Source organism: Thermostilla marina, assembly GCF_054657455.1.
The window spans coordinates 408,856-430,455 of sequence record NZ_BAAHYR010000001.1 but is presented as its reverse complement, the minus strand read 5'-3'; the positions used below and the strand labels follow the sequence as shown (position 1 = coordinate 430,455).

Genomic DNA, 21,600 nt, shown 5'->3' with positions numbered 1-21,600 from the left:
CTGAACCGAGAAATATACAGGCCGACATTATTTAGGACCGCGCGTGCACTTGTGTATTGCATGCAATATGCAACGTGCCTTCTCGCCTGGTTCCTTCTCGGTGGAACCGCATCGGCCGAATCGGGAACGCGCGAACCGACCGAACCGACGCCGGTGCAACTCTTCGCCGCCGAGTTCGGTCTGGCGGCCGACGCCGCCACCGACGACGGCCCTGCCCTCGCGCGACTGGTCGACGCCGTTGCCCGACGCCACGGGAACGCGATCGTCGTGTTCCCCGAAGCCGCGACCGTTCGCATCGAAACGGCGCCCGACCGATACGCTCTCCGCTTCGACGGTGTATCGGAGCTTGTGATCAACGGCCGAGGGACGACGTTCCTTTTGGGGCCGAACGTGCGGTTCTTGCGCTTGGGCCGGTCGAAAAACATCCTCTTGAAGAACCTGAACGTCGACTTTTCGCCGTCACCGGTCGTCGAAGGAACGGTCGTCGGCGTCGATCCGGTGAACCGCGCGCTCGACGTGCAAATCGACCGAACACTTTGGAATGCCCCGCCGCCCAGCGGCGGCCCCACGCATGAAGACGGCGAGCAGGCCTTTTTCGGCATGCTGTGGTATCGCGGGCCGTACGGATACCTGAGTCGCCATTATTGGCTTGCCGATTTGATTCCCGACGCGAGCGATTCGGCGCGGGTGCGGGCGATCGCCGATGCCGAGTTCGACCGCTTCGACGACATCGTCCCCGGCGATTGGCGCGTGAGTCTGCCCGTGCCGGGTATCGCACATCGATTCGGCCCCGGCGCCTGTTTCGAAATCTGGGACAACGAGAATGTAACGCTGGAGCGCGTCGAATTGTGGTCGGCGCCGTGGTTCGGTTTCCGCGTGTTTCGCAACACCGGCAAGGTGACCTTCAAGCAGGTGAACATTCGTCCGCAACCGGGCACGAACCGAATCACCTCGACCTGGCGCGACGGCTTCCACGTGAAAGGAAACGCCGCCGAGCTGCTGTGGGAAGATTGCCTGGTCGCGGGAACGAACGACGATGCCTTCAACCTTTCGTACCATTCCAGCCGCGTCGTGCGGGCCGATGCGCCCGACCGGGTCGTCGTGCAACAAATCTACCCGTTGAACCTCATGCCTTGGCACGTGGGCGAGGAAGTCGTTTTCGCCGATCCGAAGACGAACGTCCGCACGGCCGCGGGCGTGCTTCGAGCGGTCGAACCGCCGATCGAGCCGGTACCTTGGGACCGCAGCCGGGCGCAAGCGACGACGCTGGTGTTCGATCGCCCGGTGGCCGCATTGCCGGGCCATATCGCCTGGCAGCCGCGTTACGCCAACCCGCACACGACGTTGCGACGTTGTCGCATTCTAAAAAGTTGTCGCGTTCAAACTTCGACGACGTTCGAAGCGTGCGACGTAACGGCTTTCTTGTGGTTTTACCGCGAAAATCTCGAAGGCCCCGGGCCGGCACGATTGTCCCTGCAAAATTGCACGTTGCGACGCGGCCGAGGAAATCCGCAACTGGCCGTCTCGGTCGTAGGGCGAACACCCCATACGCGCGGCCCGTCGATCATCGAACGCGCCGAACTTGTCGGCAATCGCATCTACGGAAGGCTGCTCGTGCGGGGCGTGGAAACGCTCGTCATGCGCGACAACGAGTTTCTCGAACCGGGCAACGAACGGCCGATGATCGAAGACGTCGATCACATCGTCTCCGACGCACCGGAACCGGTCGACGCGGTTCGGTGAGAAACGCTTCTTCGATGCGCCGTAACGCGCGGGTTTGCCTGCCGCACGACCTCCGATTACGCTCCAAGATACCCGCACATTTCGTATCGAGGCGGTCGTTCTCGGGCTGCACCGGAAACGAGAAAGGGACCATCCATGGGCGAACGCGCAATCGCCGCATCGACGGCGCTGATTCTGACGGGACTGTTCTTGCCGAAAGCGATCGCGGCCGTTCACGACGTTCGCACGTTCGATGAGCTTCTAGCGGCGGTCCAGGTCGCAAACCCCGGCGACGAAGTCGTGCTGGCGCCGGGTGAATTTCGGTTCGCGCAACCGATTTACCTCAAGAGCAATCTCACGATCCGCGGCGCGGGTGTCGGGAAAACGATCGTCGTCGCCGATCCCGGCTGGAAGGTATCGACGGACAGCCTGCCGCGAGAAGATGATCCGTCGGCGTATCTCTTTTCGATGGAAAAGGTACGCGGAATCAAGATTGCGGGTATGACGCTTCGCGGACCGAACGTGCATGGTGCGATTTTCGCGAACGCCGTGGAAGATTTGGAAATATGCGATCTGCACGTCGAGAGCTTCCTGTGGAGCGGCATCCGCACGTGGCGAATGAAAAATTATCGCGTGCACGATTGCACGTTCGTCGACGCCGGAGGCAAGTTCGGTTCGACCACCGGCGGTGCATTGTTCATGCACTGGTCGGCCGACTCCGAATTCTGGAACAACCGCATGACGCGCAGCGAAGGGGCCGCTCCTTTTTACGGCATCAAAGGATACGGCGGAAAGCACTGTCGTTTGCATCACAATACGATCCATGTCGATTTCGCCGTCGAGTTTCCGCACGACAACAACGCTTACATGGAAATCGATCACAACGTGCTGCACGGGTGCGTTTCGATTCCGAAGCATGCCGGCGGCAGCGTGCCCGAGGGCGGCTACACGTTTCACATCCACCACAATTGGTTTACCACGTCGTACGCACTGGAATGGCCGCGGAACGCCGTCGAAGTCGACCACAACTTGTTCACGTTTTCGACCGACGCCGACGGCGGCAACCTGATCTCGCGGTTCGGTACCGAATCGGCCCCCGGCCCGACCGATTTTCACGACAACCTCATTTTGAACCCGGGGCGCGGTTTGTTTTGGACCAACGGCGTCTACGATCACTTTCGCTTCGCGCACAACCATGTGATCGCGCACAAGACGGCCACGCCCCGCACCGAAGGCCTGTTCGGGTTTCATCGCGAGACCGACTTCTCGACGATCGTGATTGCCGACAACATCATCGAATGCCGCGACTTGCCGCGACCGCTGGTCCGCAATGAAGAAAGCTACCGGGCACGCGTCGAGAACAACACTTTCGTCGGCGTTGCCGATGCCGCCCGCTTCGAAAACCGCAACACCGGCGCCCTGCGCGGCCCGCGCGAGCCGCTCGAATTCACCTGCGGGGCGGGCGGGGAATATCAGATCCGCGGCTTCGCGGTGACGCCGCCGGCCGCTTCGCCGAAGCGGTAGGGCAAACAACCCATTTCCGGCAAACGGGATGCGGCGCCGTGCCTCGGCTTGCACAAGACCTGTCTGTATCGATTGCGCCGATCGTAGCAGCGCCGTTCCGCGCAACCGGCACGCTCGGCGGTCGAATCGCCTCTTTTCCCTCAAGCTCCCCCCCGCCGAGCGGAATCATGAGATAGGGTTGAGATGACAACGCCCTGCCTCAGCGACGGCCGAGACGGGCGAACCTTTTCCGTAGCTTTTCATTCGTCTTTTCTCGCAAGCCGGGACGCCGGTACTCGGGCAACCGAGCGCCCGGCCGATGGTCCACAAACTCCGCGCGTGCATTCGCATGTGGGCGGAGACGGGAGTGACGTATGTCCGATTGGTGGCTTTTTCTCGGAGGCGCCGCACTCGGATCGTTCTTGCCCTACGTGTGGCATCGAGCGACGAACTTGATTCCCGGTGTGGCGGCCCGCCGTCGATACTGGGACTTCGTCAAGGCACGGCAATTGGATCGCTCGGTGCGGCGTCTGAACGAGCTTGTGAAGAATGTTTCGGGTGAGGTTGAACGCCATCGCGGGGCCTTGCTGCGCACCGGCAAAGAGATCGCGCAACTCGATCCCGCATCGCCCGACTTCTCGAAGGTCGTGCTTCAAGCCGCAATCGAGATCATGCAGTTGAACACCCGCCTGCAAGGCCAACTCGATACGGCCGAATCGCGTCTGCGCGAGCAAGCCTGGCAACTGGAATCACAAACGGCGCAAGCCCTGACGGATCCGCTGACCGGTCTCCCGAACCGGCGGGCCTTCGACGCCGAGATCAAACGCTGCTTGGCGCAATGGCAGCGCAAGCAAAAACCGTTTTCGATCGTCCTGTTGGATGTCGATCACTTCAAGCAACTGAACGACGAGTACGGCCATCCGGCGGGAGATGCCGTTTTGTCGCGATTATCCGAGGTCTTACAAGCGGTCGCCCGCGAAACCGACATGCCTGCCCGCATCGGCGGCGAAGAATTCGCCGTCATCCTGCCCGAAGACGACTCCCGACTTGCAGGCGCAGCCGCCGAGCGGTTCCGCCGGGCGATCGCCAACCGCAAATTCGAGTTCGAGGGCCGCGTGTTGCCGGTGACGGTCAGTTGCGGCGCGGCGAGTATCGCCCCGGGGCTGTCGATCGACGCATTGATGAGGCGGGCCGACACCTGCCTGTACGCCGCCAAGGAAAACGGCCGCAATCGTGTGTTTTACCATTTGGCTTCGGGACCGCATCCCTTCGGAGAGGCCGAAGAAGAGTCGCCCGAACCGATTCCCGACGCTGTCGAAGAACTCACTCCCGAGCGGGCGAGCGAACTCGAACTGCAATCTTTGGTCGACAATCTGCAACAGCGGCTGGTGGAAATCAGTTCCTCGTAGCATACCAGGCGTACGGCGTGCGACGTCGTGCAACCTCCTTTCCGACGAGCCCATGGAAAACGAGCCGGCGTGGTCTTCCACGTCGGCTCGCGGGCGTTCTTGATCATACGTGACGGGGCGGTCGCCGTGTCGCGACCCGTCGGCGCGGCATTACCACGGCGCTCGCACCGGATAGACGCCGAACTGGTCGGTGCTGGACGGCCAAGGCGGCGTGGGGCGGAACTGACGCACGTTGTACACACTGCCGCCGTTCATGTTCCGCTGGAATTGCGGATAGATCGGCGTCACGCGCGTGGCGCCCACACCCCATCCCCAATGGGTTTGCGTTGCAGCGGTCGGCGGTACGACGACGGCCACCGGCATGCCCCAGGTCGAACTGTAATATTGGCCGTGCCACGGGCCCGTGTAGCGATTACCGTGAAGTCCCGCCCGCTTCGGAAAGGCCGTGCACGTCGGGCAACTCGAAGCGGCCACCCCATGCGCACAGGTCGGGCAGGCGGTCGTGTTCACCTTGGAATGAGCGCAGGTCGGGCAATCACCGGCCCGGACGAGACCGGCCGTCCCGAACAGAAACATGGCACCGGCCAAAAGGGCAATCGTCTGACGTTTCATGGTCGAGTCCTTCGTTATCGCATTCGGCAAGGTAGGCAACAGCGCGATCAATGCCACCCGACGGACGTCCGCGTCCAACCGCCGTCGGCATTCCGACGATAATAGGTCCGGCCGTGCCGGTACAAGAATTCGTGCGGCATCAACGGCTGATAGGTGATCCAGGTGTGGCCGATCACCGGAGGCGTGGGTACCGGCGCCACGTAAAGCTGCGCTTGAAGGCTGGTGCATCCCGGCGGCGTGTAATACTGCGGAAACAAATCGAACGCCGGATTATAGGCATGATGACCGGCAACGAGAGGACCGCCGGCCTGCGCCTGGGACGTCCACACCATTCCCAACACGGCCGCGATCAACAGCGGACCGCCAATTTTGAACAAACGAGACAACATCGAGCGGCTCCTCCGTAAATGGCTCTGTAGCTGGGGCCGAAGGATGATCGGGCAGAGATCCTTCCCCGCAAGCGCTTCCAATCATTCACGCGGCCCACCGGCCGATCGAACACCATCGGCGCATGGACCGTCGGCACAATACCGGCTAATACAGTACGTCGGCCGCAGAAAGCCCGCTCGGCAGTCGTTCTTGTTCGATCCGCACAACTTGCCCAGATTCACAAGCCGTCCCATCAGCGTCAAAACAGAATCGCCCATGAAGGGCCGACGCGCAGCGCAGGTCGAAGCGGCACAGCGGGGCGAAAACCGCGGGCAAGAAAAGGAAGTCGGCGATCCCGCCCGACGCGGAACCGCCGATTCTTCGTCGAATTCGGTACACGAACGCCGATCGATCAGGGCGTGGCCGATTCTTGGGCCGCCGCCATTGCCCGCACGCGGGCTTCGATCAGCTCGGTGGCCTTGGCCTGGGCCGCGGCGATCGCTGCTGCGGTCGCCATATTCTGCCGGATGAGGTCGTCACGCGCCTGCGTTACGCGCTCGAGGGTCGCCTCGACGGCCTTCAAATGGGCCTGCGTCGCCGCCAATTCGCGATTGGCCTGCTCCAAGTCGGCGGTCAACTGAGCGATCTCTTGCTGCCGCACGCCTTCCTCACGCTTGGCATCGTCGAGGCAGGCGTTCAGCCAATCGATGTTCCGTTTCATCGAGGCGATGCGGTCAAGCAATTCGACCTCTTCCAGTTGATACACGCGGAAGAGAATCGTGTAATCGCACAACTGCCGCTCGTAGCGTTCCGATTCAGGCTGATTCGGATCGATGGGCTGCCCGTCGCGGATGTACTCGTCGACCGACGAAGCCGGCAGGATTTCCCGCAATACTTCGGGATCCATGCCCGCGAAGGCCTCGTGGTTGTCGAACGGCAAGATGTCGCAAATCGTCCAGGTCGTTTGCCCTTGGCCGGCCAGGTTCACGCTCTGTTGCAGGTATTGCATCTGGCGACCGGAAAGGACGGTCGTGGGCTCGAGGACGAGTTGTTTCGGCTGATCGGCTTGAGCCTCGACCACCTGCCGCACGCGGAACTCGCCGAGATAACGTCCGCCCTGGCGGATGTCGCGTTCATCGAACACGAACACGATCGAATCGACGGGAATCGGTTGTTCCTCGGGCGCGGCCGCCGGACCGAGCGTGTCGATCGCGACACGAACTTGCACCACCGGGACGCCGTTGGGACCCGGCTGCTGTTGCAGTTGGGCGGGACGGGCTCCGTACCACACGCGGCCGCGTTTCGTCTGCCACTTGTGAATCTCGAGTTCCAATTGGCGAATGCCGGGGTTCGTCCCGTCGCCGTGGATCAAGTGTTCGCGTTGTTGTTTCGTCTGCTCGATTTGCTGCTGGAGTTGGAGAGCGGCTTCGCGCCACGCGCGGTGCGTGGCCAAAGCACGCATCCCCAAGTACCAAAAAGCGATCGAAGCGAGCAGGATGAAAACGATGTATAGCTTCTTCCAGATGCTCATATCGGATTCACCGTCTTGGTTGAGAAGATCGTTCGACGCCGGTCGGTGAAGTCGGTCCATGAAACGGGGACGATCCCCGCGGCGAATCCGTGCCGACAAGCAGTCTCGGCAAGAGCCGGAATCGGTCTCAGACGAGCGGCTTTCCTATCGAATGGTCCCGGGCTCGGCCCGGGTGAACACCAACCCGGCGGCAAATGTTTCAGATCGGTAACTTCGATGGTATTTAGGCCCCTAGGGGGTGTCAAGCTTCATCCTCTGTAACCCATTTTTTCCAGGGCACTTAGACCTCCTAATTTGATCCATCGGCGACTCGCTTTCAAGCCGCAAAACCGGCGCAATCCATAAAGTTTTTCTGATCGGCAATCCGAAACCTCTTCAAGGCGGTCGCAATATGCCGAGGTAACCACTTTGCGCCGAGACACCACGCTATGAACGAAGCGGGAACACGCATTATGGGGGAAGGGCGCCTATCTGCGAGAGGGGCATCGCGTGCTGCGTCCCTTTTCCACCGGGTTTTCTTCCTCGCGCTTGTGCTTGCGGGGGGATTACCGATCATCACCGGGTGCCATCGCTCGTTCTACCGACAGCAGGCCGATGACGAGGTGGCTTGCCTGGTCGAAACAACCGCGACCGATCCGCGTTGGAAGATCGACGAGTTTTCCATCAATCCCGCGCCCGAATCGCGGATGTACGACCCCTTCTGCCCCGACGAAGAACCGAGGCCCTGTGACGATCCCGCCTCGCACCGGTACATGGAGTGCGTCGACGGCAAGAAAGGCTCGAAACACTGGGACGACTGGGGCACGACGCCGGAGGTCGAAAATCCGAACTGGCGGGCATTCCTGCCGGTGAACGAAAAGGGAGTCGTCGTCCTCGATCGGAATTCGGCCGTTCAACTGGCGTTGATCCATTCGCGGGACTACCAGCAACGGCTGGAAAACCTGTACTTAGCGGCGCTGAACGTGGCCGCTGAGCGATACCGGTTCGACATCCGCTACTTCGGCAATCACTCGACCTTCTTCACCGCCGACGGACCGGACCGTGCCGGCGGGGCCAGCAGCCTGTTGGTGGTCGACAACGGTCTTTCGGCCCGCAAATTGTTCGCCACCGGCGGCGAGCTGTTGGTCGGATTCGCCAATTCGATGGTGTGGGAGTTCTCGGGCACGCACAGTTACGTGTCGTCGTCGCTGATCGACTTTTCGATCGTGCAACCGCTGTTGCGCGCCGGCGGACGGGCGGTCGTTCTGGAAAATCTCACGCAGGCCCAGCGGGCGCTGCTGGCCAACATTCGGCAGATGGAACGCTATCGCAAGGGCTTCTACCTGCAAATCGTTTCGGGCACCAGCGCCGGAAGCGGTCCCGGCGGCGGGAATGTGACCATCGGCAGCCTCACGCCTTCGACCGGAGCAGGACGCAGCGGCGTGCTGGGATTGCTCCAAGACCAGGTCCGCATCCGCAACCAGGAACAGAACGTCGCCGGATTGCAGGACAGTTACGAACAACTGCTGGCCGCCCACGAGGCCGACCGCATCGACCGCTTCCAGGTCGACCTGGCGTTGCAGTCGCTGTACAACGCCCAAAGTCAGTTGTTGCAATTGCGGAACAACTACCAGTCGTCGCTCGACTCGTTCAAGATCACACTCGGCTTGCCTCCCGATGTGAACGTCGAAATCTCGGATCCGATCCTCGAGATGTTCGACCTGATCGATCCGCAGCTGATGGCCACGCAACAACAGGCGACGCGTTTGGCTCGGGCGCTCCGCGATCCCGAAAAGCCGCTGCCCGACGATTGGCAAGCCCAATTGGCCGAAATCTGCACGCGCACGCGGGAACATGCCGAACAGGTCGCCGGCGACATCTCGCGGTTGGCCGACGCGTTACCCGAACGACGCGAATCGCTGCAACGGCTGTACGAGCATACCGAGTTGGGTCCCGAGGGAACGGACAAGGTCCGCCAAGCGCTGGCCGATCTCGACGAGCGATTCGAGAAGATCCAAGCGGCCTACGCGAAATTGATGGGCACCGGAGGGGATCTCCCTGCGCCGCAAAACCAAAGCCCGTTCTCCGAAGAAAAACCCACGCTCACCGAGACGCTCGCGGCGATCGAGCAATTCTTGGCCGATCCGCAAACCGCGGTCGACGCCCGTCGCAAGCAGTTGGAAGCAGCCATCGAAGGAGCGAAACAAGAGATTGACAAGGCGAACGCCGAAATCGAAGCCGCGCGTCAAAAGCTGACCGAAGCCGCCGTGGATGAAGACATCACCGAGTACCAGGAGCAACTTTCTAACGCCCGCGGCAACGCCCGTGTGTGGCAGGAGCGACTCGAAGCCTTCCAGGAAAAACTTGCCGCGCTCGACACACACGGCACCGATGACACGGCTTTAGAGTTACTCGAACCGCTGTTGATGGAAATCTCGGATTTGACGCTGATTCAAGCGAGGGCGAAGCTGGACCGCGTCGTCCTCACGCCGGTCGAGATCACACCCGAAGAAGCCATCGAGATCGCCCGCACGCATCGTCTCGACTGGATGAACGCGCGGGCGGCGCTGGTCGATCAATGGCGGCAAATCCGCATCGCGGCGAACGACCTGCGGAGCTCACTGGATGTGACCTTCAGCGGCGACATGGGGACCATCGGCGACAATCCGGTCGCCTTCCGCGGAACGACCGGCCGGATGCGCATCGGGTTTGAATTCGATGCTCCGTTCGATCGCTTGCTGGAACGAAACGCCTATCGCCGGGCGTTGATCAACTACCAGCGGGCGCGGCGCGACTACTACGCCTTCGAAGACCGCGTCTATCAAGGAATCCGCGACATCTTGCGGAACATCGAATCGGGCCGTTTGGATTTCGAACTGCGACGTGAGGCGGTCGCCGTGGCGATCGCGCAGGTCGACTTGGCGCGGGAGCGCCTGCGGCAACCGCCGCGAGCCGGGGCGACTTCGCAATTCGGGGCGACCACCGCCCGCGACCTGGTACAGGCCCTCTCCGGCTTGCTGAACGCCCAGAACGCGTTCCTGGGCAACTGGGTCAACTACGAAGTCCAGCGCATGCTGCTCGATTACGAAATGGGGACGATGCAACTGGACGATCAGGGGCTCTGGATCGATCCGGGTCCGATCACCGCCGAGACGGTTTCGACGGCGACCGGCGAGACGGAATTGCCCGTCCCCACGATCGAAGAAATCCTCGAACTTCAGCCGGGAGTCGTTCCCGAGGAATCCCCGGAACGGGCGCCCGCGCCGGAAGGCCCCGTGCCCGCCGCCGTCCCCGAGTTCCCCGAGGCCGACGCCCAAAGTGAACCGCAGGCGGTAGTGGTCTCCGACGTGCAACCGGCCGACGAAAACGGGGCAGGCCAACCCCGGCCGACGGGCGAGGGCCTGTTTCGCGACGAGCGCCCCCAACCGTTGAAGCGGTTGTTCGAAAACCTTCGCGGTCCGTCGCGGGAACCGCGTTCGGCCTTCGTGCCGCTTTCGCCCTTGGGCTGATGTCGTTCGCGATCCCGGTCGCAGTATGTCCGCGGTGAGGGCAATCGCCGAAAAACGACCGCCGGGGGAAGGTCGCCCGTTCCTCCGGCGGTCTTGCGAGTCGACGCAATTCGTCGTGCGTCAGTTTTGCGTCACCGATTTCAGCGCCTCGGGTCGCGGCACGACGATGATCTTTTCTTCGGCCAGCGGCTTGCCTTCAGTCGGCGACAGGCACACCAGTTTGCCGTCGTAGGTCGTGTAATACAATCGACCGGCGGCGGCGATCAGGCCGTCAAACCGGGGCATATCGTCGAGTTTGTACCCGGCGATCAGTTTCCCGTCTTCGGGCGTTACGGCGATCAGAATGCCGCCCAGCTTGCCCTTCAAGGCGTCTTTTTGTCGGGCCAAACGGCGTTGCACTTCTTCGTCGCTGATCGCCTGAACGGCGTGTTCTTCGTCGGCCGTATCGGGCGGACCGGCGGCGAAGAGAATATCGTCGGCCAGTACCATCGACGTGACCTGGACGTTGATGTCCTCGGCCCATTCACGCTCGAAGCGTTGAACGGGTTGAACTCGCGACTGACCGGTACGCTTACCGTTTTTCTTGATCGGCTTGCGCTCTTGCCCGGCATTGACGACCTTGGGGTTCTTCGGTGTGGCGAACAATTCGAACTCCAGCGGCGTCGTCCAACGGTAGTAGTTCCAGTGGCGTCCGAAGCCGTAGACGGTGTCGTCGTCGAAGACGAGCACGCGTCCGGCGGGTTGGACGCGGCCGGCGCGGTAGTATCCGCCCGCCCCCGAGGCGAACGCCTGCCCGAACACCCAGTAAGTGCGATGCCACAGCGTATCGTCGAGGAAGCCGGTCGGACTGAACAGATGCCGATACTCGCCTTGGTACTCAGTGACCGGCAAGTATTCGTTGTACACGCGTTTGCCTTCCATCGTCAGCGGCAGCGAACGCATATAGACGTATCGTCCGTCGCTGGAGAGGATGTCGGGCAGCGCCACCGGCATGTTCAACCCTTCGATGCGAATTTGAAGGTTGTCGCCGGTTTCGGGATCGCGGTCGTCGAAGATGGTTTCCGACAGCTTCTTGCCGGTCGCCGGATCGAGCCGCACCAAACGCAATCCGCCGTCGAGGAACATCGATCGACCCGCGACGCAGTACAACACGTCGTCGATCACCAGCGGCGTACCGTGCACCGGCCACACCGATTCGAGCTGATCGAAGGCCAGCATTCGACGTTCTTCGGGAGCGACACGGTAACGCCACAACAGCTTGCCTTCGTCGAGCGACAGGCAATAGACGTAACCGTCGGCCGAACCGAACAGCACGCGGCCGTTCCAGATCGTGGGCGGCGAATCGACGCGCCCTTCGGCGGTGAAGCTCCAAGCCGGGCGTCCCGACGCCGCCTCGAAGGCATGCACCGTGTGCCGATCGGTCTCGGCCACGATCACGTAACCGGCGGCGCACACGGGGCTGGTCAACTTGCTGCCCAACGCAACCTTCCACGCGCTCTTCAACTGCGACGGCGGCACCTCGCAGGGGGTATTTCCGCTGCGGGCCGGATCGTGCCGGTAGGTGGGCCAATCGTCGGCCGTCAGCTTGACCGGTTTGATCTTCGGCTTGGCGACGACCGTCGTCAAACGCTCGGCGTCGGGCACTTCACGCCGCGGCATCGTCGATTCCGAATACGGCGCCAGCGCGGTGAAGCCGAACAGCTTTGCTTCCAAATAGCACGCGCACGGATGCTCGGGCGCGTAGATCAGGCCGTTGGCCGGCATGATCCCGTACAGGCACGCCCCGCGCACCCAGTGATGACAAATCCAGTGTTCTTCGTCGGGATCGATGAACTCGATGCCCGTCCGCGAAAACAGCAGATAGTTGTCCGTCGCCTTTGCACGGTAGCAGCGATGGTGGAACCAGTGCGTCTCGACGTCGGGCGTGAAACGCTTCTTGGCCTCGCCGGTGTGCACGTCGTAGCCGATCATCGTGCCGCTGTCGGTGCCTTTGGCGACGTGCCCGACCCAGGCCAAGTCGTCGATGACGAGGATGTCTTCCGGCGTGCCCATGTGTCCGCAGACGGGATGCTCGCCGGTCCACAACAGTTTGCCGGTTTTCGTCGACAGGGCGAAGATCGTGGTGCTGCCGGGAAATTCCGGGTTCTTGAAGGGGACCTGTCCGCCGTAGAGCAGGACGTCTTTATAGGCGACGACCGTGGCTCCGCCCGAACTTCGCATTTTCAGGTTCACCGGCAACGGGTCCGAGGTCCACACGGTTTCGCCCGTCTTGCGATCGAGGCATTGCATTGCCGTGCCGTCGTGGAAGTAAACGTGTTCCGCATCGGCCGTCAGCGACATCGGAACGAGGTCGGTCTTGTGTTTCCACGCGATTTCGCCCGATTCGGGATCGACCGACATCACCACCCGCGGGGCCAGCGACCACACGGGATTCGTCACGTCGGCTTCCATGTCGCGGACGGTGGCGTACTTCTTGTACGGATCACTCCGCAACGGAGCTCCCTCGGGCGCGACGGCCAGGATCAATCGTCCGTCGTCGACGGCCAAGATTTCTTCGGTCGCCTCGGTGCCTTCCAATGTGCCGATCGTATCTCCCGTGGCCGCGTCGAGAACGCTCACCGGCCCGTCGATGCGTAGCGTCACGTACACCCGGTCACCGACGGCCACCAACCGCCGCGTGAGCAACTGCGGGCCGCTTTTCAGCCGCCACAAATGCGGATGCCACAGGGGGATCGACTTCGACCACAAGGGCGTGCCGTTGAAGGCGTCGCGGGCGACGAGTTTCCAGTCGGGCGGAATCAAGATCGATTCCCGCGGAGCCTCGTCGATGATGTAGAATACCCGTCCCCCCGCCGTCACGACCGCACTGATCGCCGACATGTGATCGTGCTGCCGCGAGTATCGTTGATCGGCCAACCACTGGTAGCGTCCGAGCGGTTGGATCAATGCGTCATGTGCGACGGCGTTGTTCGTCGGATCGTGCAAGGCGTGCGTCCATTCGTCCATTTCGGCCGGGCGCGGCTTTTCGATCTTCTCCAACGTGCCCCCTTTCTCGATGAGCGCCGTACCGCCGGGCACGAGCACACGAAGAAGCTCCTCCTTCGCGACCTCGTGTCCCTCTCCCACGATCACCAGGTTCACGAAATTGTCGATGTAGGGTAATTTCGATCCCGAGTAGGGCACGACCGAAACCGGCCCGTAAATCCCGCGTGACCGCAGGAACTCGCGGGCGGCGGCCAGCTCGGCTTCGTCCTGCGTGATCCCTTGCACGAGGTAGCCGGGCGTCGCCCGAAGGGATGCCAACAACTGGGGATCGTCGCATCCCACGTGAACGACTACACCGCCTTGCACTCCGGCCGCTTCCAAAAGCTGCCCGGCATCGTGCCCGGCCGCCCGGACCGCAGCGGCCGATCCGGCGACCAGCACCACGGCCGCAACGAGCCGGCCGAGAGTGGAAATCACCCACCCCGACCGTCGAAACACGCATAACCGCTTCATCGCACCTTCTCCAAAAAGAGTTTCCCACAAGACCGGGCCGCAACATGCGGCCGGTAGGCTGCGCCGTATTCATATCTGCAATCGCGCACGGCGCACGTCGGCGGCGCGAGAGGAAATCGCCGAGACGAAAGACAAAAGAATCGCCCGGCGGCAAATCGCCGGTCGAACCCGACACGCAGCGGTAAGATGCAAAAGGTGCAGAATTTCAGGATGCGGGGAAGCTGCGGCCCGTGGCGACTCCTTCACGTCGACGGCGAGCCGACCGCGCCGACAACCGGCATCCCCCACTTCCCGCCGCTCAGTGTGGCCCTTGTATCAACGAAAGTCAAGGAAAAGGCGGCCGACCGAATCGCCGACCGCCATACCTTCTACCACCGTTCGATTTGCGCGGCCTTGTGTTCGAAGTGGACGAACACCGAGGCCTGTTCGCCTTCACGCCGGTGGATCCCTTCGCCCCGAGTTGCTTTCCTGATGAACCCAACCGGAATCAAAACGAAGGACTCGGACCTGCGAAGCACGACGTGACCGCCCGTCGGCCGAGCCGGTCGCCGTTCATTCGCCCGGTTTCGGGATCAAGGAGACCTCCGGGTGATCGGGCGGCAACTCGGAATGGCACGTATTGCACTGCATCGAGCCGCGGATATCTTTCAGCTCACTGCCACCGTGGCATTCGAGACAACTTCGCGTTTCGGGCGAAAAGGTCAATTTCCCTTCCGAGGCAGCGGCGTGCTTGTTCAGCAATTCGGTGACTTTTCGGGCACCGGCAGCCGAAAGACGTCGGCACCGCTCTTTCTTGGTCATGCAATAGGCGTCGTATCCCGTCTTCTCGCACCAGCGATCGACCGAAACGTGACAGAGGACCGACCCGGCGATGCTGGATTCAACATCATCCGCCCACGCCGGTTCGGCGGGAATGTAATCGGGAAGCGCCGTTTGCTCGTACCAGGTTCCGAGCTCCGAGATGACGGCTTCGCGAACCGTGGGGTCCTTTTCACCGCGGAAAAGGCCGATCACGGCGGCACCGCCGTTGAATACGCCGCATGCCGTGCCCCAAAGCCCGATTCCCACACGACCGTATCGCATCATATGCAGGGGAAAAGAGCGGTACGGCTCACCGTATTCTTCCGCCAACGTCAGCATGATTCCGCCGACGACGGCGTACATGCAACTACCCTCGGGATAAATCGCATAGGCTTTGTCTGCGACGCGTTGCGGGTCGATCGGACGCCAGGTCCAATGGGCGGTCGATTCCGCCTGCACACCGCTCGAATTTCCCTCGGTCGATTGGCCGGAAATGCTCTTTGCCGCAACACCGACCATTCCCCCGGCCCCCAACAACCCCAGCGTTGCAACGGCGCGACGACGTGACAATTTGCGCATGACAGACCTCCCGTGTTTGTTCAGCCGCCTCGTGAGAACGACCGGTTCGGACCGGTCGACAAATTCCACGCCCGCCGCACCTACGATATGGGCATTTGGCCAAACATGCAAGCATTATCCGACGAATTCCCGCAAGCGTCTACGGCAAACCTTTTTTACCTAAACGACCTCGATGTTGGCCGATCCATGCGCCTCGAAGTTACAATACGGTTGCGATCCTTCGGGCAACGAGAGGAAACCCCGTCGCGGGCCGGAATCTCGTTTCCGTCACACCTTTCCTACCGCACAGAAAGCACGCCATGAATCGTCTTGCCGTTTGTGTTCTTTGCACCGCTTTGTCAGCCGCTTGTGTGAGCTTCGCCGTCGAGCCGCCGAAACCGTACGGGCCGGTCCCCAGTCCGCGGCAACTGCGCTGGCATGAACTCGAAGTGTACGGATTCTTGCACTTCGGCCCGAACACCTTCACCGACAAGGAATGGGGCTACGGCGACGAACCCGAGACGATCTTCCATCCCACCGACTTCGACGCCGATCAAATCGCATCGGTCGCCAAGGCGGCGGGCATGCGGGGACTGATCCTCACCGCCAAACACCACGACGGCTTCTGCCTGTGGCCCAGCGCCTACACCGAGCATTCGGTCAAGAACAGCGATTGGCTCGACGGCAAAGGCGACGTGGTCAAGGCGATCTCGGAGGCGTGTCGCCGGCACGGGCTGCTCTTCGGCGTGTACCTGTCTCCCTGGGACCGGAATCATGCCGACTACGGTAAACCTGCTTATTTGACCTACTACCGCAACCAGCTCCGCGAACTGCTGACGAACTACGGCCCGATCTTCGAAGTGTGGTTCGACGGGGCCAACGGCGGTGACGGCTATTACGGCGGCGCGCGAACCGTCCGCCGAATCGACAACCGCACCTACTACGATTGGGAAAATACGTGGAAGATCGTCCGCGAGCTCCAGCCCGACGCTTGCATGTTCAGCGATGCCGGACCCGACGTGCGCTGGGTGGGAAACGAGGCCGGCTACGCGGGCGAAACGTGTTGGGCGACGGTGCGCCGCGGTGAAGCCGTCCCCGGCTCGGCCGATCGCCGCACGTTGAACACGGGGGTTCGCGACGGCGACATGTGGTGTCCCGCCGAGGTCGACGTCTCCATCCGACCGGGCTGGTTTTATCACGCCTCGCAAGACGACCAGGTCAAGTCGGTCGAGAAACTGCTCGACATTTACTACGCCTCGGTAGGACGGGGATGCAACCTGCTGTTGAACATTCCGCCCGATCGGCGAGGACGCATCCACGAGAATGATGCGCGGACCTTGAAAGAATGGCATGCCGTGCTCGAGGCGACCTTCGCCGTCGATCTGGCACGCGAGGCGACCGTCTCGGGACCTGCCCGCGGCAACGACGCCCGCTTTGCGCCCGCAAACGTGACCGACGGCGATCCGACGACCTACTGGGCAACCGACGACGATATGCACACCGCCGCACTAGAGATCGCGCTTCCCAAACCGACGACGTTCAACGTCGTACGCATTCGCGAATACTTGCCGTTGGGCCAACGGGTGGACGCCTTCGCCCTCGATTATTGGGACGGCAAGGCATGGCAGGAATTCGCCGCGGCGACGAGCATCGGTTGTCGTCGTCTCCTGCGAACGGAGGACATCACGACCGCGAAGGTCCGACTCCGTATCACGCAGGCTGCCGCCTGTCCGGCGATCTCGGAAGTCGCTTTGTTCCGCGAACCGCGCTAGTCGACGCCGCCCCGCCCGGCGGGTTACGGACGCCATTCGTCGCTAGGCGGCAACGGGGCGGGTGGCGGCTCGGGAGGGGCGGGAATGTCCGGCTCCATGTTCGGCTTCAACGTCACGTACTCGCCTTCCCGATTCCTTTCGCACACGGTCAAATCTTCCAGCGTCACGCTCTCCAACGCCGGCTGCCCCAGCGTGCGATTCACCCGCGCGCGAATCTTGCGGCCCAAATACTCGCTATCGAAGACCTCGGCCGGAGGACTCGTCCGCACGGTCACACCGGCCAGCTCGCGGATCGTCTGCCCGTACTGCCGCGCAAATTCGTCGAAGCTCAAACGGTCTTCGAACACGGTCTTTCCGGTAAGGCGAAAGCTCGTGCGGGTGGTGATCCCCGCCGCCGGATCGAACGATTCGACGCTCACTTCACCGAAGTCGGCCTTTCCGTCGCCCTTGTAGGTCACGGCGCCGGCTCCGCCGGTCGGGTCGCGAAACCCGATCCCGCCGTCGCGCGAATTGAGCAGGTTTCCGGACCAGCGGTTTTCGCGGGCGATGGCCAACATCCCGATGAACAACAGCGGCACCATCGCCACGCCGACGACCAAGAAGCTGTTGCGGATTGAAGCATACCATTGACGCCACGTGCGCTTTGCCGGAACCTTGGCGCGTTTTTTCTTCGGCCGGGTCGAAGATCGTCTCACGGTGCCCGCTCCATGCCGTCGGTCACGTGATGAGTTTGCAAAGTAGACAAGGACGCAAGGAAGAGCCGAGCCGCCTTCGCGAAAAAAGGCGGCACAGGTCGTGCTTCTCCTATCCCAAGCCTAGCATCTACCGCAGGCCGCTTTGTGACGAAACAGCCCCAAAAAGAGACTTTCGGCCCGGTACACCGTCTACGACACGCCGCGCCGCCCGAAAGGGGAAGATTGTAACAAATATAGCGATTACGTAGTCGCATTAAGCCTCGGCGACCGACAGAGCAAACCGATGCGCGAGATCATCGAGGGCCGCGCGGGTTTCGTCAAACGGTGCGCTTTGCGGAATCTCGGCGGCTGCGCGAAGTTCGGCAAGCAATTCGCCCAGAAGCTCCTTATCGATCTGGTCGGCCAGCCACTGCGCCCTTTCGACGACGAACCGCTGATGCAGGCGTTGCACCAGCGAGGCAGCGGCGCGTTGCAGGCCTTCGCTGCCGACTGCCAGGGCACCTTCGCCCGCGGCCGTCATTCCTCCGGTGAGAACGGCCTCGCCGAAGACTTCGCCCGCGGCGTGGCCGGCCTGTCCGATCAGCCCCCCCGCCAATCCCCAACTGCTCACCAACAGCGCCACCGTGAGCGACGGTCGAGCGACCGCCATCGCATTGTCGACCACTCGCAGCCAGCGGATGATCCGAGGATACTGCGCTTGCAGGCGGTCGAGTTCGGCACGCAGAAAGGTGCGGTACCCTTCGCTGATCAGGGGCAGAGCGTCGTGTGCGCGGGCGACGCGGGCGGCTAGTTCGTCCCGCGCGGGGCCCGAGGCGATCCGCTTCAACCGCGGAGCCAGAATCTCGTTGCCCCCTTGGGCCAAGATGTCGATCTGCGCGAACAACCCCGCGAGGATTTCTTCGATCTTCGCGCGTTCGCGGGCATGAAACGCCGAATCGACGTCTTGCGGATCGGCCGATTCTTTGGCGAACAGGCTCCACAAAAATCCGCCCAAGCGGCGGTACCCGGCGAAGATCATGCGGCTCCACTCGGGACGACGGGCGTCCCACCAGTCGCGGATCTCATGCACCAAGACCGACGAGGGCACGACCGGCCATTCGGTCGTCGGCTTTCGCAGATGTTCATCGAGAACCCTCGCCGCATCCCGAAAACGCTGCGCACAGGCTTCGATCGCCCCCAGCACCTGCGGCAGGTTGTCTTCACCTTCGAACAAACGCCGCACGGCGCCGCGCATCGCCCGCAACTTGAGCCGGTCGAACGCCAATTCCGAAAGGTCTTTCCGCGGATCGACCGGCGCATCGCAAACGGTCGTCGAACCGGGCTCGGCCTTGTAAAACGGTAACCGCAGTTCCTCGTTTGCCCGACGGTCGCGCGGCACGAGATAGACCCATTCGGGCTGCAGGTTCGTTTCGCGCGTGAACGTTTCGAGCCAGCGGGGCCAGAAGTCGGCGTCTTCCTCGGGATCGACCTGGTTGAACACGACGATCACCGGTTTGTCGGCCGAAGCCGCCTCGCGGAAGAATCGCTTCACCGCCGCATCGTTATACTTTTGCTGCGTGAGAACGGCGATCAGCACGTCGGAAGCGTTGCGGATCGCGGCGGCGCGTTCCCAATTGACGGGCATGTCGGAATCGACGTCCGGGGCATCGACCAGCACCAACCGCTCGGGCAGCACCGTCGAGCGGCGCCGATACAGCCGATGCTGCGGCGACTCGTGCAGCGGGGCCTCGGCGTCCGAAAGCGTCTCGATCTCGAAGGCCGAAAACCATTGCCGCAACAACGTGTCCGAAAGCGATTCGGGCACTAGACAAACCGGATGTTTCGTCCCCGCCGCCAACGGCGAAACCGCGCTCACCCGCTCGCCGGCGATGTGATTGAAGATCGACGACTTACCGATGTTCGTGCCCCCGACGATCGACACGATCAACACCGGCGGCGCGTCGACCTGCGGAAGCAGCTTTTCGCGCAACAGTTCGACGCCGGCCCCGGCGATGCAAACGGGCAGCTCGGCCTCGCGGCAGCGGGCATCGAGTCGATCGAGTGCGGCGACGAGTCGGCGAATGGTCCGGCTGAACCGGCTGTAGTCTTGATTCACACCATTGCCCCGAGAGGATCGCGGATCGTTCCGTATTCCGTCGTCCGGCGACGGCGATACGCCTTATCCCTAGTGTACTCCCGAGTCGGCCGAACGTCCCGACCGGTGCGGCCCGCTATGCCGGTAAGCACCGGCGCCGTGCGTGGTGCGTCTCATACACCGGCCAAGATCATCGCCACCGATTGACCGATGCGCGACTGGTTCAAGACGACCGCCGTGTGGGTCGAGGTCGCCCGTGGTGCGCCGTGAACCACGTCGACCGGGCATTCGGCGTCGGGCTGCGAATAGTTGAGCGTCGGCGGAATTTGTCCGTGGCGGAAAGCCAACACCGTCGCCGCCAACTCGACCGCACCGGTTCCGGCCGAAAGGTTCCCGAAAAAGCTCTTCGGTGCGGTGACGGGTACGTCGCCCAGCACGTCGTGAATCGCCTGGGCTTCGATGCGGTCGTCGTTCACCGTACCCACGCCGTGCGCGTTGACGTGTCCGATCTCGCGGGGAGACAGGCCGGCCGATGCCAGCGAAAGGCGGATCGCCTGGCGGACGGCCTCGCCCGCGGCCACCTGCTTGCGGCCTTTGGGCTGGAACGTCCCCGCAAAGCCCAGAACCCGGGCAAGGATCGTCGCCCCACGGGCTTCGGCGTGTTCGCGGGCCTCGAGAACGAACGCGCCTGCACCCTCGCCGTGCACCATGCCCGTCCGGTTCGCGTCGAACGGCCGCAACGCGCTTTCGGGCGAGTCGAAATCGTGAGCCATCTCGTAGGCGTGATGCCGTACCCAAATGGTCGGATGAATCTGGCAGCCGGTGCCTCCGGCGATCATGGCGTCGGCGTCGCCGCGGGCGATCACGCGGGCGGCCTCGGCGATCGCCGACAGGCTCGAAACCTCGGCCAACGTTAGTGAGTTGTTCGGTCCGCGGGCGTCGTGTGCAATGCCGATGTGACAGGCCGGCATGTTCGGCAGATACTTCAACATCCACAACGGATACAGCTCGGCCAGGGCCTTTTCGCCCCACAACGAAAAGTCGAATCGCCCGTCGACCATGCAACTGCGGAAGGCCGAAACCATCTCGTCGAGTTCGCAGGCGATCATGTCGGCGCCGAAGACGATTCCCAATCGCTCGGGTTCGATGCCCGACTCACCGAACTCGGCCGCCTTCATCGCCGAATCGGCCGCGACGAACGCCATCTGAATGTCGCGGCTCATGACCTTCAGCGCCTTGCGCGGTCGAACGACCGCCTTCGCATTGAATTCGGGAACCACGCCGCCGATCGGGGTGGGAATGTCGCTTTCGCCGAAAAGGTCCAGCCGGCGAATCCCGCTGCGCAACGACACCATGGAATCCCAGTAGGCTTCCATGTCGTTTCCGATCGGGCTGACCACCCCCATGCCGGTGATGACGACTTCCCGTTGTGTTGCCATGCGAGTGTATCTTCTGTTGTGCGCAAGCGAATCGAGGGCGAGCGGAGATCGGGGCGGGCAGCCGGTTCCGACTCGTCCGAGGGTACGACACGTCGGCGAATCGATCGGGCCGAACGGACCGAAATGGTA

At 62.5% G+C, this 21,600-nt stretch carries 13 protein-coding genes; 5 read left to right on the top strand and 8 right to left on the bottom strand.

Annotation, left to right across the window (positions count from 1 at the left end; all coding sequences use genetic code 11):
• Nucleotides 1–153: 153 nt before the first annotated feature.
• From ACYQ2I_RS01505 to ACYQ2I_RS01495, 3 genes are all read left to right on the top strand, one after another.
• Nucleotides 154–1,743: a hypothetical protein gene (locus tag ACYQ2I_RS01505; RefSeq protein ID WP_460165216.1), complete on the top strand. Its 1,590-nt coding sequence runs from the start codon at nucleotides 154–156 to the stop codon at nucleotides 1,741–1,743.
• 135 nt (nucleotides 1,744–1,878) lie between these two features.
• Entirely contained in the window at nucleotides 1,879–3,246 is a 1,368-nt protein-coding gene (locus ACYQ2I_RS01500; protein ID WP_460165215.1) for a right-handed parallel beta-helix repeat-containing protein, read from the top strand.
• A gap of 353 nt (nucleotides 3,247–3,599) precedes the next feature.
• Entirely contained in the window at nucleotides 3,600–4,634 is a 1,035-nt protein-coding gene (locus ACYQ2I_RS01495) for a GGDEF domain-containing protein (RefSeq protein WP_460165214.1), read from the top strand.
• Nucleotides 4,635–4,784: 150 nt separating this feature from the next.
• Here the strand turns inward: ACYQ2I_RS01495 and ACYQ2I_RS01490 are convergent, their stop codons facing one another.
• The 3 genes from ACYQ2I_RS01490 to ACYQ2I_RS01480 all read right to left on the bottom strand — a co-directional run bounded on the left by ACYQ2I_RS01490 (nucleotide 4,785) and on the right by ACYQ2I_RS01480 (nucleotide 7,206).
• Complete coding sequence (locus ACYQ2I_RS01490; protein WP_460165213.1) at nucleotides 4,785–5,246, bottom strand: hypothetical protein; 462 nt, start codon at nucleotides 5,244–5,246, stop codon at nucleotides 4,785–4,787.
• Between the two features lie 47 nt (nucleotides 5,247–5,293).
• Complete coding sequence (locus ACYQ2I_RS01485) at nucleotides 5,294–5,635, bottom strand: hypothetical protein (RefSeq protein WP_460165212.1); 342 nt, start codon at nucleotides 5,633–5,635, stop codon at nucleotides 5,294–5,296.
• A gap of 392 nt (nucleotides 5,636–6,027) precedes the next feature.
• Nucleotides 6,028–7,206 (bottom strand): hypothetical protein, encoded by a 1,179-nt coding sequence (locus ACYQ2I_RS01480; protein WP_460165211.1) that lies wholly within the window; start codon nucleotides 7,204–7,206, stop codon nucleotides 6,028–6,030.
• 368 nt (nucleotides 7,207–7,574) lie between these two features.
• On the opposite strand from ACYQ2I_RS01480, the gene ACYQ2I_RS01475 reads away from it, so the two are divergent.
• Complete coding sequence (locus ACYQ2I_RS01475) at nucleotides 7,575–10,634, top strand: TolC family protein (RefSeq protein ID WP_460165210.1); 3,060 nt, start codon at nucleotides 7,575–7,577, stop codon at nucleotides 10,632–10,634.
• 120 nt (nucleotides 10,635–10,754) lie between these two features.
• Here the strand turns inward: ACYQ2I_RS01475 and ACYQ2I_RS01470 are convergent, their stop codons facing one another.
• Both ACYQ2I_RS01470 and ACYQ2I_RS01465 read right to left on the bottom strand, forming a co-directional pair.
• Nucleotides 10,755–14,132 carry an outer membrane protein assembly factor BamB family protein gene (locus tag ACYQ2I_RS01470; RefSeq protein WP_460165209.1) on the bottom strand — a complete coding sequence of 1,126 codons (3,378 nt, stop codon included), beginning with the start codon at nucleotides 14,130–14,132 and terminating at the stop codon, nucleotides 10,755–10,757.
• 552 nt (nucleotides 14,133–14,684) lie between these two features.
• Nucleotides 14,685–15,512 (bottom strand): C-GCAxxG-C-C family protein, encoded by an 828-nt coding sequence (locus ACYQ2I_RS01465; RefSeq protein ID WP_460165208.1) that lies wholly within the window; start codon nucleotides 15,510–15,512, stop codon nucleotides 14,685–14,687.
• A gap of 299 nt (nucleotides 15,513–15,811) precedes the next feature.
• Here ACYQ2I_RS01465 and ACYQ2I_RS01460 point away from each other — a divergent pair, with 299 nt between their 5' ends.
• Nucleotides 15,812–17,263, top strand: coding sequence for an alpha-L-fucosidase (locus ACYQ2I_RS01460; protein WP_460165207.1), 1,452 nt, complete (start codon nucleotides 15,812–15,814; stop codon nucleotides 17,261–17,263).
• 23 nt (nucleotides 17,264–17,286) lie between these two features.
• Here ACYQ2I_RS01460 and ACYQ2I_RS01455 read toward each other — a convergent pair whose 3' ends face one another.
• From ACYQ2I_RS01455 to ACYQ2I_RS01445, 3 genes are all read right to left on the bottom strand, one after another.
• A complete protein-coding gene (locus ACYQ2I_RS01455; protein WP_460165206.1) occupies nucleotides 17,287–17,958 on the bottom strand; it encodes a hypothetical protein in 672 nt (223 codons plus the stop codon).
• Nucleotides 17,959–18,211: 253 nt separating this feature from the next.
• Nucleotides 18,212–20,053 carry a GTPase gene (locus ACYQ2I_RS01450; protein ID WP_460165205.1) on the bottom strand — a complete coding sequence of 614 codons (1,842 nt, stop codon included), beginning with the start codon at nucleotides 20,051–20,053 and terminating at the stop codon, nucleotides 18,212–18,214.
• A 152-nt stretch (nucleotides 20,054–20,205) separates the two neighbouring features.
• Entirely contained in the window at nucleotides 20,206–21,471 is a 1,266-nt protein-coding gene (locus ACYQ2I_RS01445) for a beta-ketoacyl-[acyl-carrier-protein] synthase family protein (protein ID WP_460165204.1), read from the bottom strand.
• Between the last annotated feature and the right edge of the window lie 129 nt (nucleotides 21,472–21,600).